Source organism: Aeromonas sp. A600620 (assembly GCF_029479985.1).
GTDB lineage: Bacteria > Pseudomonadota > Gammaproteobacteria > Enterobacterales > Aeromonadaceae > Aeromonas > Aeromonas veronii_A.
In genome coordinates, this window is sequence record NZ_JAAKXB010000011.1 from 143,526 (window position 1) to 155,893 (window position 12,368).

General features: G+C 58.8%; 15 protein-coding genes. 7 read left to right on the forward strand and 8 right to left on the reverse strand.

All coding sequences use genetic code 11. From position 1 onward, the window contains the following. Positions 1–303, reverse strand: coding sequence for a YfcZ/YiiS family protein (locus G5533_RS14620; protein ID WP_101531245.1), 303 nt, complete (start codon positions 301–303; stop codon positions 1–3). A gap of 16 nt (positions 304–319) precedes the next feature. Further along, positions 320–481, reverse strand: a complete 162-nt coding sequence (gene tatA, locus G5533_RS14625; RefSeq protein WP_005339944.1) for a twin-arginine translocase TatA/TatE family subunit — start codon at positions 479–481, stop codon at positions 320–322. 276 nt (positions 482–757) lie between these two features. Between tatA and G5533_RS14630 the strand changes: the two genes are divergently transcribed. Continuing rightward, positions 758–1,726: a LysR family transcriptional regulator gene (locus tag G5533_RS14630; RefSeq protein WP_005348538.1), complete on the forward strand. Its 969-nt coding sequence runs from the start codon at positions 758–760 to the stop codon at positions 1,724–1,726. Between the two features lie 77 nt (positions 1,727–1,803). Here G5533_RS14630 and G5533_RS14635 read toward each other — a convergent pair whose 3' ends face one another. Together G5533_RS14635 and G5533_RS14640 are read right to left on the reverse strand one after the other, a co-directional pair. Next, positions 1,804–2,403: a YhgN family NAAT transporter gene (locus G5533_RS14635; RefSeq protein WP_040069536.1), complete on the reverse strand. Its 600-nt coding sequence runs from the start codon at positions 2,401–2,403 to the stop codon at positions 1,804–1,806. 99 nt (positions 2,404–2,502) lie between these two features. Continuing rightward, complete coding sequence (locus G5533_RS14640) at positions 2,503–2,748, reverse strand: YecH family metal-binding protein (RefSeq protein WP_005357633.1); 246 nt, start codon at positions 2,746–2,748, stop codon at positions 2,503–2,505. A gap of 209 nt (positions 2,749–2,957) precedes the next feature. Between G5533_RS14640 and G5533_RS14645 the strand changes: the two genes are divergently transcribed. Continuing rightward, positions 2,958–4,241 carry a dicarboxylate/amino acid:cation symporter gene (locus G5533_RS14645; RefSeq protein ID WP_058056277.1) on the forward strand — a complete coding sequence of 428 codons (1,284 nt, stop codon included), beginning with the start codon at positions 2,958–2,960 and terminating at the stop codon, positions 4,239–4,241. Positions 4,242–4,252: 11 nt separating this feature from the next. Here the strand turns inward: G5533_RS14645 and G5533_RS14650 are convergent, their stop codons facing one another. Together G5533_RS14650 and G5533_RS14655 are read right to left on the reverse strand one after the other, a co-directional pair. Continuing rightward, the gene (locus G5533_RS14650; RefSeq protein ID WP_058056276.1) at positions 4,253–4,567 is read right to left on the reverse strand and encodes a putative signal transducing protein; all 315 of its coding nucleotides are present in this window, start codon (positions 4,565–4,567) and stop codon (positions 4,253–4,255) included. Between the two features lie 9 nt (positions 4,568–4,576). Continuing rightward, positions 4,577–5,479 (reverse strand): LysR family transcriptional regulator, encoded by a 903-nt coding sequence (locus G5533_RS14655; RefSeq protein ID WP_019444678.1) that lies wholly within the window; start codon positions 5,477–5,479, stop codon positions 4,577–4,579. Positions 5,480–5,575: 96 nt separating this feature from the next. Between G5533_RS14655 and G5533_RS14660 the strand changes: the two genes are divergently transcribed. Both G5533_RS14660 and G5533_RS14665 read left to right on the forward strand, forming a co-directional pair. Next, positions 5,576–6,628, forward strand: coding sequence for an HlyD family secretion protein (locus tag G5533_RS14660; protein ID WP_219295563.1), 1,053 nt, complete (start codon positions 5,576–5,578; stop codon positions 6,626–6,628). Continuing rightward, a complete protein-coding gene (locus tag G5533_RS14665) occupies positions 6,628–8,181 on the forward strand; it encodes a DHA2 family efflux MFS transporter permease subunit (RefSeq protein ID WP_421255508.1) in 1,554 nt (517 codons plus the stop codon). Before G5533_RS14660 ends, G5533_RS14665 begins: the two co-directional genes overlap by 1 nt. A gap of 77 nt (positions 8,182–8,258) precedes the next feature. On the opposite strand, the gene G5533_RS14670 is transcribed toward G5533_RS14665, so the two are convergent. Then, positions 8,259–8,885 carry a lysoplasmalogenase gene (locus tag G5533_RS14670; RefSeq protein WP_421223133.1) on the reverse strand — a complete coding sequence of 209 codons (627 nt, stop codon included), beginning with the start codon at positions 8,883–8,885 and terminating at the stop codon, positions 8,259–8,261. A 175-nt stretch (positions 8,886–9,060) separates the two neighbouring features. On the opposite strand from G5533_RS14670, the gene G5533_RS14675 reads away from it, so the two are divergent. Further along, a complete protein-coding gene (locus G5533_RS14675; RefSeq protein ID WP_231720668.1) occupies positions 9,061–9,216 on the forward strand; it encodes a hypothetical protein in 156 nt (51 codons plus the stop codon). Positions 9,217–9,567: 351 nt separating this feature from the next. Here G5533_RS14675 and G5533_RS14680 read toward each other — a convergent pair whose 3' ends face one another. After that, complete coding sequence (locus G5533_RS14680) at positions 9,568–10,686, reverse strand: fatty acid desaturase (RefSeq protein ID WP_216959726.1); 1,119 nt, start codon at positions 10,684–10,686, stop codon at positions 9,568–9,570. Positions 10,687–10,833: 147 nt separating this feature from the next. On the opposite strand from G5533_RS14680, the gene fabR reads away from it, so the two are divergent. Together fabR and G5533_RS14690 are read left to right on the forward strand one after the other, a co-directional pair. Next, positions 10,834–11,454, forward strand: a complete 621-nt coding sequence (gene fabR / locus G5533_RS14685; RefSeq protein ID WP_005339921.1) for an HTH-type transcriptional repressor FabR — start codon at positions 10,834–10,836, stop codon at positions 11,452–11,454. Positions 11,455–11,473: 19 nt separating this feature from the next. Then, on the forward strand, positions 11,474–11,839 hold the full coding sequence (locus tag G5533_RS14690) for a YijD family membrane protein (protein WP_213389829.1): 366 nt from the start codon (positions 11,474–11,476) through the stop codon (positions 11,837–11,839). Positions 11,840–12,368 lie beyond the last annotated feature (529 nt).

The following is a 12,368-nucleotide window of genomic DNA, read 5'->3' on the forward strand; positions in this document are numbered from 1 at the left end:
TCAGATAGAGCGGGCCCGCATTTCGAAAATCAGTTTTTCGGCGGTGCAGGTGAATTGCAGGCGGGCTTTCAGGATCACGCCGTTGGCGCCCTGGGTCAGTTCGCTGCTCACTTGAGCTTCGGCGGTGACCTGTTTGGCAAGTGCTTCATAGGCAGCCAGCTTGGCGCGGGCATCCGCCTCGGCCGCGGCTTCAATAACCAGCTCCATCACATCGTCGCCTTCGCCGATGATGGTGCCGATCTCGGCAAAACAGCCGCAGCTGTCACAGGTTTCGTTCAGTTCAACTTTCTCGTCTACAGACATTTTCTACTCCTACTGCTTATTTCGGATGATTTGCGTCGTCACGCATCGCCTTGCGAAAATCTTTGATGGCGGTCCCCAGATCCTCACCTGCACTGGCAAGACGCTTGCTGCCGAAGACCAGCACAACGACCAGCAAGAGGATCAGCATATGCCAGATATGAATTCCACCGAGTCCCATAGGGATACTCCCTCACAAAGAGATATCTGTTACTTGTATCAAAATAGAGCGCAGGGATTGTTGGGCAAAATCAAGGCAGGTGCAAGTGAGCAAATAAATCATAGCCAAAAAATAGGGCGACCCTGAGGTCGCCATATTGATTGTGCTACATGTCCCCTCAACCGCTACATCCTGTACCAGTGGTTCATGCGAACCTGAGACCATTCGAGGATAAGATCGCCAAGATATGAAAACAAATGGTATAAATTCATCTTAGAATTGAAGAGGATTCATATCATGCTGCTGGAACAACTGGGTCGCATCGACCTAAATTTGCTGATTATCCTGCAGGTATTGCTGGAAGAGCGCAACGGCAGCAAGGCGGCACGCCGCCTTCATCTGAGCCAGTCCGCGGTCAGTAAAGCCCTCGGCCGTCTGCGCGATACCTTCAATGATCCCCTCTTCATCCGATCTGCCTACGGGCTGGAACCCACCGGCCGTGCCCTTGCACTGCAGCAGCAGTTGCAACCCATCCTGCTGTCGCTGGATAACCTGATCCAGCCGCCCGAGTTCGACCCCGCCAGCTCGGAGCGAGAGTTCGTCATCGCCAGCATGGACAGCGCCTTTACCCTGTTTGCCCCGCTCTACCTGAGCGAGCTGAAGCGGCAGGCACCAAGGATCCGCTTGCGTTACGAGGAGTGGACCGAGAACAGTCTGACCGAGATGAGTCAGGGACAGGTGGACATCGCCTTCGCGGTGCGGGAGAACTGCATCAGCTCCGATTATCGGCTCGATACCCTGCCCGACAGCATCTGTCAGCGAGTGCTGGCGGTCGATGACCTCACCTGTCTGGTGCAGCAGCACCACCCCGCGCTGCGAGAGCCCAACTGGAATCTGGAGCACTACCTCAGTTATCCCCATGTGCAGACTTACTGCGAGGGACGGGACCGCTGGATGCTGGATCACAAGCTGGCAGAGCAGGATCTCTACCGGCGTATCGAGGCAACCGTGCCCTCCTTCGAGGCGGCGCTGCGGATGGGGATGCACTCCGACATGATAGTGACCCTCTCCAGGCTCTACGCTCGCCACGCTACCCAGGTCTATCCGCTGTTGCAGCTGCCGCTGCCCATCGGGTTGGACAGCATCTCCCATCTGCTCATCTGGCATCAGCGTCACAGCGAGGATCCGGGCCACCGCTGGCTGCGGGAATTGCTGCTCTCCCTCATCATGAGCAAACTGGAACCCGCAGCGACCACTCACGAGTGACGACACGCCCTCTCGGCAGGAAGAAAAGAACGGGGCTCTGCGTAGCCCCGTTTCATTCACTTCAAGATGTAAACCGCTCAGCCTTGGCCGGTCACTGCCAGATAGTGATGTACCCCGTCCAGCAGCATCTGGACCGAGATCATCACCAACAGCATACCCATCAACCGCTCCACCGCAGTGAGTCCCCGCTCACCCAGCAGCTTGTTGAATACCTCGTAGAACATCAGGATCACCGCGCTGGCAGCCCAGGCCATAAAGAGCGCCAGCGACCAGTCCACCATCCGGCTGGGCTCCTGATTGGCCAGCAGCATCAAGGAGGCGAGGATCGAGGGACCGGCGATCATCGGGATCGCCATCGGCACCAGGAAGGGCTCCTCGCCCGCCGCCAGCCCGGTCACGCCCCCCTCACTCGGGAAGATCATCTTGATGGCGATCAGGAACAGGATGATGCCCCCCGCAATGCTGACCGCCTCCTGCCGCAGGTTGAGGAAACCGAGGATCTGCTGACCGACGAACAGGAATAGCATCATGATGGCCAGCGAGAAGAGCAGCTCGCGCACCATCACCTTGCGACGTCGCTTGGGATCGATATGACGCAGGATAGAGAGGAAGACCGGCAGGTTGCCCAGCGGGTCCATGATCAGAAACAGCATGACTGCGGCAGAGAAAGTATCCATACAACGCCCGGGCTACGCCCTGAATAGGGAAAAGAGAGGGGGCGAAATATAGCAAAGGGCGAAGAATTGAGCGAGCGCCATGATGCGCTCGCAGCGGGATTAACCGTGGTTGCAGATCTTGTCGGCGCGGGTCTGGAAACCTTCGGCCGAGTCGATGAATTTGCCGCGGGCAGCCAGAAAGTCGATCAGCGCTTCCGCATCCATCTCGCTGGCGCTGCAGGTATGAAAACGGGCTTCGGCACCGAACCGTTCGGCCATCGCCTGTTTCAGGCTGGCACGGGTAAATTGCCCCCCTTGCGCCAGCATCATCTCCATCACTTCGTGACCATGAACCGATTGCGACATCTCTCACCTCAATAATGAACATATTTAATGCCAATTAAATATCTCCCTGCCCGGAGGGATCTTGATATAGGCCAATAAATTGCGCATTTCCTGGTCAGGGGAGTGGTCACCGCCACCGCTTTGTCGATAATGTGGCAACCCGCGTCAGGGATCGCTACACTGGCGCCCCTTTTTGGCCATCGCAGACAATGTATAAGGATATTGGCGTCATGCTGTTCCATGGAGAGGCTCTCAAGCCCTGGCAGATCTGGACCCGCCGACCACTCTGGCTCAAGACCCTGATCGGCATGCTGACAGGGGTGGGTCTGGGCGTCGGCTTTGAAGAGCAAGCCCTGCTGCTCAAGCCCCTTGGCGTCTTGTTCGTCAACACCATCCAGATGCTGATGGTGCCCCTCATTTTCTGCTCGGTCATCGCCGGTCTCACCTCGCTGCTCAATGGCAAGGCCCTCGATCGCATCGGCAGCAAGGCGATCTGCCTCTACTTCTGCTCCACCGCCATCGCCATCTGCATCGGCCTGATGATGGGCTGGCTGCTGGAACCCGGCATGGGCGCCGACATGGGCCCCTATGAGCGGGTCGGTATGTCGGAACCACCCACCCTGGCCAGCGTGCTGAGCCATCTGGTGCCGAGTAACCCGGTACAGGCGATGGTGGATGGCAAGATCCTGCAAGTAATTGTCTTTGCGGTGGCGCTGGCGGTCGCCCTCAATGCCAGCGGTCGCCGTGGCCGCCCTGCCATCCTCTTCTTCACCTCGCTGGCAGAGGGGATGTTCAAGCTGACCCAGATGGTGATGGCTCTCGCCCCTTATGGTGTCTGCGCCCTGATGGCCTGGATGACCGGCAAGTACGGTCTCGACCTGCTGCTGCCGCTGCTCAAGGTGATCGGCGCCGTCTACCTCGGCTGTCTGCTGCACGTGCTCGGGGTCTACAGCACTCTGTTGCTCCTGCTGGCACGGCTCAATCCACTGCACTACTTCAAGAGCATCGTTGACGCTCAGGCGGTGGCCTTCACCAGCAGCTCCAGCAACTCCACCCTGCCCATCAGTCTGGCCTGCGCCGAGAAGCGGCTGGGAGTCTCCCCCGCCATCACCGCCAAGGTGCTGCCCATCGGCGCTACCATCAACATGGATGGCACCGCCCTCTATCAGGGGGTCACAGCGCTGTTCGTGGCTCAGGCATTCGGGGTGGATCTGCACATGGTCGATTACCTGACCATCATCAGCATTGCCACCCTGGCCAGTATTGGCACCGCTGGCACCCCGGGCACCGGGTTGATGCTGCTGACCCTGACCCTGACGGCGGTGGGCTTGCCGCTGGAAGGGGTGGCACTGATTGCGGGCATTGACCGGATCCTCGACATGGCGCGCACCACGGTCAACGTATCGGGGGATATTCTGGTGTCGGTGCTGATCGCCCGCAGCGAAAACGAGCTGGATCTGGCGACCTATCACGATGCCAGCGCAGGGGAAGATATCGAGTTCCCGCCGCGCTAGCGGAAGAGAGATCAACTGTCGTGGGGATCGTGATGACAGCGCCAGCAGACGTCGAAGTTGGCGCCGTTCTCCTCCCCGCACTGGCCGCACAGCCAGCCGTTACCCTGACGCTGCTGGTAACGCTCGATGACCCTTCCTGCCTTGCTGCGATCCTCTGCCCGCACCATCAGGGTCACCTGCAACATGTCGACCGGCAGTTCGCCAAGGGCGCCAGACAGCCCCTCGCCATTGAGGCGCACCTGCACCCCTTCCGCCTCCAGCGCCCCTTTCAACGCGTGCGCCTCCAGGGTGTGTGAGGCGCGATAGAGATTGATCCAGTTATCCATAGCTCCCCCTTACAACAACTTGTCGATGCCAAACTCGGCGCCGTTCTCAATCATGAAATCGATGAATGCCCGCAACTTGCGCGGCATCAGTTGCCGCTCCGGAAACAGCAAATAAATCGGCACCCTGGGTTGCTGCCACTCTGGCAGCAGGATCACCAGCTCGCCGCTGGCCAGCTCATCCTGACAGAGCATAGCGGGTAACGAGGCCAACCCCAGCCCCGCCTTCGCCGCCTCCCGGGCACAGGTAATATTATTGACCCGAAAACGGGATGGGGGGTCAACCAGCACCTCTCTGCCATCCAGCTCGAAGCACCAGTGAGAGGCGAGAAACCCGCTGCTCACCGTCACCCGCTCGTGGTTGGCCAGATCCTCCGGCCGCTCGATGACCGGGCTGCGGGCCAGATAGTCCGGGCTGGCACAGAGCAGCCGTCCGGTGCTCCAGAGTCGGCGCGCCGCCAGATTGGAGTCGCTCATGTCGCCAATCCGCACCACCGCATCCAGCCCTTCGCTGATAGGGTCCACCACTCGATTGGTCAGCTCCAGCTCCACCTGCAAGGCGGGATAGGCCTGCAAAAACTTGGCGACCAAGCGCCCAACCACCAGTTGCCCCGTCTCGATAGGCACCGCCAGTTTGAGCGTGCCGGTTACCTCCTGCTGGCTGGCGCTCAGCATGAGCTCGGCTTCGGTCAGGGCATCGACCGCCTTGCTACAGTGCAGGTAGTACTTCTCCCCTTCCTCGGTCAAAGTGAGCTGACGAGTGGAGCGATAGAGCAGACGCACTCCGAGCCGCTGTTCCAGTTCGGCGATGCGGCGGCTGACCATCGCCTTGGTCATCCCCAGCTCGCGGGCGGCCCCCGTAAACGAGCCCTTGTCGACGATACGCACCAGAATTAACGCGGCATTGAGATCCATTGTTGCACCAGTGAAACTGTATATCTCGTGAACCAATACTAATCGAAACAGTTGACCAGTGTTAGCCTGCGCCCCTTAAGTTCAGGAATCACAAAAATGAGTCAACACAAAAAAATTCCCCTGCTGGCAGCCATGATATTGGCGCTGCTCGGTCTGCTGTTCGCCGGTTACTGGTATCTTCACGGCCGCTATTTTGAAAGCACCGACAACGCCTATCTGCAAAGTGAAGTGACCGGGATCAGCTCCAAGCTGCCCGGCTATATCCGCGAAGTGCTGGTCACCGACAACCAGCCGGTCAAAGCGGGCCAACTAATAGCCCGTCTCGATGATCGCGAATACAAAACCAGGGTCGCGGAGGCCGAAGCCGACCTGCGCCTCAATCAGGCGACGGCCGAAAATCTGGCCGCCACCCGCACCCAACAACTGAGCCTGATCCAGCAGGCCGAGGCCAAGCTCGCCTCCGCCAACGCCGAACAGCTGCGCGCCAGCCAGCAGGTCAACCGGATCAGTCAGCTCAACCAGCGCCACTACAGCTCGCAAGACAGTCTGGACGAGGTGCGTGCCGGCCTGCAGGTCAATCAGGCGCAAGCCCGGGAGGCCCAAGCCGCCCTGCAGGCGGCACGTGAACGACTGCTGGTACTGGATGCCGAGCGCAAACAGAATCTGGCCAAGCTGGCATTGAGCGAAGCACAACTGGAGCAGGCCAAGCTGGAGCTCGGCTACACCGAACTGCGGGCACCGGCCGACGGCATCATCGGCAAGCGCAGCCTGCGGGAAGGGCTCTACGTCCAGTCCGGTATGCAGGTCGCCAGCCTGGTGCCGCTACAGCAGGTGTGGGTCGAGGCCAACTTCAAGGAGACCCAGCTCGCCCATATGCAGCCGGGCCAGAAGGTCGAAGTGGTGCTCGATGCCTACCCGGATCAACCGGTCGAGGGGATCATCGACAGCCTGGCCCCGGCCACCGGTGCCAAGTTCGCCCTGCTGCCACCGGAGAATGCTACCGGCAACTTCACCAAAATCGTGCAGCGGGTACCGGTGAAGATCCGCATCCCCGAGCCAGGCCCGCTGGCAGGCAAGCTGCTGCCGGGTCTCTCCACCGAAGTGATCGTGGATACCCGCACTCCTGAGCCCGTGGTGGCTGCCAACTGATGGAACCCATTCCACGTCGCAACTGGATCGCGGTCATGGGGGGGCTTATCGGCGCCTTCATGGCCATCCTCGATATCCAGATCACCAATGCCTCCCTGAAGGATATTCAGGGGGCCCTGTCGGCCACCCTGAGCGAAAGCTCCTGGATCTCCACCTCCTATCTGGTGGCGGAGATGATCGCCATCCCCCTGAGCGGCTGGCTGAGCCGGGGGCTGAGCGTGCGCCGCTACCTACTCTGGACCACCAGTGCGTTTATCGCCGCCTCCGTGCTCTGCTCGTTCAGCTGGAACCTCACCAGCATGATCGTCTTCCGGGCGCTGCAGGGCTTCACCGGCGGGGCGCTGATCCCGATGGCCTTCTCCCTCATCGTCACCCTGTTGCCGCTACAAAAGCGGGCCACCGGCATGGCGCTGTTTGGCCTCTGTGCCACCTTCGCCCCCGCCATCGGTCCGACCCTCGGCGGCTGGCTCACCGAGCAGATGTCGTGGCACTACATCTTCTATCTCAACGTGCCGCCGGGACTGCTGGTGATGGCCATGCTGGCCCACGGGCTGGATAAAAAACCGGTGGACTGGGCCGTGATCAAGCGGGTAGACCTCATCGGGATTGTCACCATGGCACTTGGCCTCGGCCTGCTGGAGGTGGTACTGGAAGAGGGCAATCGGGAAGACTGGTTCGGCTCAAGTTTCATCGTGCGACTGGCGGTCATCTCGGCAGTGGCGCTGGTGTTCTTCGTCATCAGCCAGCTGATCCGCCGTCACCCGCTGGTCAATCTGCGGTTGCTGCACAACCCGCGCTTCGCGCTGGCCTGCTTCGCCTATCTGATCCTCGGCATGGCGTTGATGGGCTCCATCTATGTGCTGCCGCTCTACATGACCCAGATCCACAACTACAACGCGCTGGAGATCGGCGAAGTCCTGATGTGGATGGGGCTGCCGCAACTGCTGGTGCTACCGCTGGTGCCCAAACTGACCCACAAGATAGACCCGCGCTATCTGGTGAGCTTCGGCTTCCTTATCTTCGCCGTCAGCTGCTTTATGAACGTCAACATGAGTGCCGACTACGCCGGGCCGCAGCTGATCCAGTCGCTTATCGTGCGGGCGCTGGGGCAGCCCTTCATCATGGTGCCGCTCTCCCTGGTCGCCACCGCCAGCCTGAGCCACGACGAGATCCCCTCCTCCTCGACCCTGCTCAACGTACTGCGCAACCTCGGTGGCGCGTTCGGTATCGCCATCATCGCGACCCTGCTCGACAACGATACCCGCACCCATGTGCTGCAAATTGGCAGCACTCTGGCCGCCAGCAGTATCGAGGGGCAGAGCTATCTGCTGCAACTGGCCCAGAGCATGATGGCGCAGGGTTCAGGCCCCGAGATTGCTCAGCAGCAAGCCCACGCCATGCTGGCCAACACCATCAACCGGGAAGCAGCCATCATGGCCTACAACCAGGTGTTCTACATCATGGGGATCTTCTTGCTGATCGCCAGCGGCCTGATGCTGTTGCTCAAATCCCCCGCCCCACGGGCTGCGGATGCCGAACCGCTAGAGGCGTGAAAAACGCCGGGCATAAAACGAAAAACGGGCCAATGCCCGTTTTTCTTTATCTGTTACCTGTACTCCACCACGTGGTGTTATCCCGCCAGCGAGCCCGCAATCAGGAATTGTGCCGCAAAATAGCTGCTCATCACCCAAGCGCGGGCGTGGGGAAAGGGGCGGCGGAAGCGATCGAGCGCCAGCATGCTGTCGGAGAAGAGGAACATCAGTGCCCCCACCAACGCAGCGGCAGAACCGGCAGTGAGAGAGGCGTGCCAGGCACCGGCGGCCACCCAGGCCATGCCGATAATCACCAGCATGTAGCAAAAGACCGGGATCCGCATCTCCCCAAGCTTGCCCCACAACAGGCCAAATACCATGCCGGCAATCAGCAACAGTAGCAAGCCGTCCACCAGATTGAGCAGCAGCGGTCCTTGGGCAAAGCCGACGATATAGCAGAGATGCGCGACAAGAAATGCCGCCAACCCTTGAATGAAGCGATCGCTTGGCAGCATCAGCAGCACATCGCCCGCCAGCGAGAGGCAGAGGCCGAGCAGGATCCAGGCGTGGGAACCGTCGTGGTCATAACTCTGGTAGCCGAACGCCAACGCGATGATAAACAGCATGGTCAGCGGCTTGCTGATATAGAACTGGCGGCTGTCTGAACCGTAGGCCGCACGGATATGCCACCAACCTGAAGCGATGATCAAGAAACTCAATAACATGCCCTGCTCCTCACCTGTTGCTCGCAGTCATACGGCAACCGTTTTTATCATGATGCAGGGTAACAAATTCCCTCCCCCAGTGGCAGGGGTGCTTATCAAATGGACAGACTAAGCCTAAAGTCTAATTGCCGCCCCGAGTGGTTCAGGGCATAAGTGACGGGTCTGGAGGATCACCATGGAAGAAGCTATGAAGAACTATCTGCCCGCCATCGATATCATGATGTGCCATCTGGGGATCAGCTTTGAGCAGGCCTGCGAACAGCTGGGTCTCAGCCAGCAGGAGCAACAGGCACTGGATCAGTTGCAGCAACAGCAGAGCCGAGCCAACTAAGCCCTCCCGTTATTGGATATCATGATGTGCCATCTGGGGATCAGCTTTGAGCAGGCCTGTGAACAACTGGGTCTTAGCCAGCAGGAGCAACAGGCGCTGGATCAGTTGCAGCAACAGCAGAGCCAAGCCAACTAAGCCCTCCCGTTATTGGATATCATGATGCGCTATCTGGGGATCAGCTTTGAGCAGGCCTGTGAACAGCTGGGTCTCAGCCAGCAGGAGCAGCAGGCACTGGATCAGTTGCAGCAACAGCAGAGCCAAACCAACTAGCCCGTTCAAACATGCATACCAAAGAGAAGACCGCCAGCAGGCGGTCTTCTCTTTTAGTATGTGTGATACCCCGGCAAGGCATCATGCAATGCCTGCCAGCAGGCGACTCCAGTTGCGTTTACCAGCGATAAAGCCGTCACGCAGGGCCCGGTACTCCAGTTGCAGCTTGAGGCGGTCATAGCGCGCCAGCGCCTTGCGCTTGCGCAGCTCCAGCAGCCGCTTGCGACTAGCGTAATAGTGTTGCAACTGCTGGCTCAGCTTGTCGTACTCCTCCTGCAGCAGCGCCTGCCACAGTTCGCGATCTTCCTGCTTGCGCAACTTGGCTTGTGCCCGTTTCAGCTGCATCTGCAGCCGGGCTTGTTCGATACGCTCCTCCGGCGAAGATCTGAGATCTCCCGCCAGACCGCACCAGGAGGCGAGCCGGATCAACCACTTGGTCGGATCGAACTGCCACCAGTGAATGCCATTGCGGTAGTCATTCTCGAACAGGTGGTGAAAGTTGTGGTACCCCTCGCCAAAGGTGAAAAAAGCCAGGATGCCGTTATCGCGAGCGGTATTGCGGTCGGTATAGGGCTGACTGCCCCAGATGTGGGCCAGCGAATTGATGAAGAAGGTGGTGTGGTGAGTCATCACCATTCTCAGCACGCCTGCCAACAGCAACATGCCGAGCATATCCCCGTGCCATAGGCCGAGCAGCAGCGGCAGCCCCAGATTGGCCGCCAGCGCCAGCGTCAGATAGTGACGGTGCTGAAACGCGACCACCGGGTTGTTCTGCAGGTCACGCACATTATTGTAATCGCCATAGCGATCTCCCTGATGCTCCCGCAGCATCCAGCCGATGTGGGAATACCAGAAGCCGCGCCCCGCGCTGTAGGGGTCTTTATCGTTGTCATCCACATGACGATGGTGACGGCGGTGATCGGCCGACCAGTGCAGGGCCGAATTCTGCAGCGCCAACGCACCGCCGATGGCAAACAACCACTGCAAAGCGGGGTGCGCCTTGTAGGCCTTGTGCGACCAGAGCCGGTGATAGCCTGCGGTGATGGAGAGACCACTAAGGCAGAACAACAACAGGAAACTGGCCCACTGCCAGAGATCGTAACCGTGGCTCACGCCGTACCAGGGCACGACAATCAACGCCACTATCCCGGAGAGGGAGAACAGCAGGGTATTGGTGAAAATAATGGGGGGTCTGGCCATCTCATTGCATCCTTTCAGCGAACAGCTGTTAGCCATTTTCTATGGTGATTTCCTCACGGTCAATGGTAAAAAAATAGGATACAAACCTGATCCTGAGGCGCCTTCGGGTTATCATTTGTCCTCGTTAAGCTGAAGGTGACTGATTTCGTGGGTATTCGCGCTCAACAAAAAGAAAAAACCCGGCGTACATTGATCGATGCTGCATTCAGCCAACTGTGCGCCAATCGGAGTTTCTCCAATCTCAGCCTGCGGGAAGTCGCTCGCGAAGCGGGTATCGCGCCCACCTCTTTCTATCGCCACTTTCGCGATATGGAGGAACTGGGCCTGACCCTGGTTGACGAAGGAGGCCTTACCCTGCGCCAACTGATGCGCCAGGCACGCCAGCGCATTGCCGGTGGTGGCAGTGTCATCAGCACCTCGGTGCAGACCTTTATGGAGTTTGTCGAGAACAACCCCAACATCTTCCGGCTGCTGCTGCGGGAACGCTCCGGCACCTCGGCCGCCTTTCGTCAGGCGGTGGCTCGCGAAATCCAGCACTTTATCGCAGAGCTGACCGATTATCTGGAAGCCACCACCGAAGCACCACGGGAAGATGCCTACATCCAGGCAGAAGCCATGGTCACCATCGTCTTCAGTGCCGGTGCCGATGCACTCGACATGACCAGCGAAGAGTGCCGGGCACTCTCCGACCGAACAATTCGCCAACTGCGGATGATCGCCATGGGCGCCGAGGTACAAAACCAGAAGCGCCGTGAACCTCACCCATGACCACAGGATGGAGAACGATATGACTGAACAGCTTATGATCCCGAAAAAACCGCTCGCCATGGCCATGCTGATTGGTATCTGTGGCGATGCCTCTCTGGCCGTGCTGACCAACTCGGTCGTACCTTTCTCCTTCTTTCCGCTGATTGCCCTCTGGCTGGCGGCCTATCAGCTGTTCCAGCACTATCGCCATGAACCCATGGTGGGCAACACTCCCATCTGCACCCTGCTCTGCTTCTTTATCGGTGTCTTCGGTCACTCCGCGCTGCTCAAGGTGCAATACCCGGAGCTTGGCAGCAACTTCTTCTCCCTGATCATGATGCTGCTGTTACTGGCAGCCCTCTCCATCAAGCTCGGCCTGAGCATTGGCAACAAAGAGAAGCACTGATAAATAGACCGAGTGATGGTAATCAGTTGATAGATAAAGCAAAGAGGCCTTCCCGTCGGGAAGGCCTCTTTGCTTGAACGGTACCTGATTAATCTCGGTATTCCCAACCTAGCCAAGCTGCTGGACTTCAAGATCGACGTGCAAATGGAAGAGGGGTGGTCAATATGGAACTTCCCTGCAACCAGCAGGCGGCAGAAGCCTGATTTGACCACCTTCAGAGTCATTCAGATAGCTGTAAATGAGACTGATAAGACTCTGATATAGCCCGAAAATGGTGGAAATAATCGGCTATCTGGCACTCTTACTTGGCAGGGAAAAGCCAGATATTGGTGGTTTAACACGCTAAAAATACAAAAGCCCGGTCGTGAAGCCGGGCTTTGCTGTTCGTTCTGGTGTGCAAACCTGTGGGTCTTATGGACAAAACCACCCATAGCAAAAAGGCCTTCCCATCTGGGAAGGCCTTCAAATTAGTGGCGGAGCGGACGGGACTCGAACCCGCGACCCCCGGCGTGACAGGCCGGTATTCTAA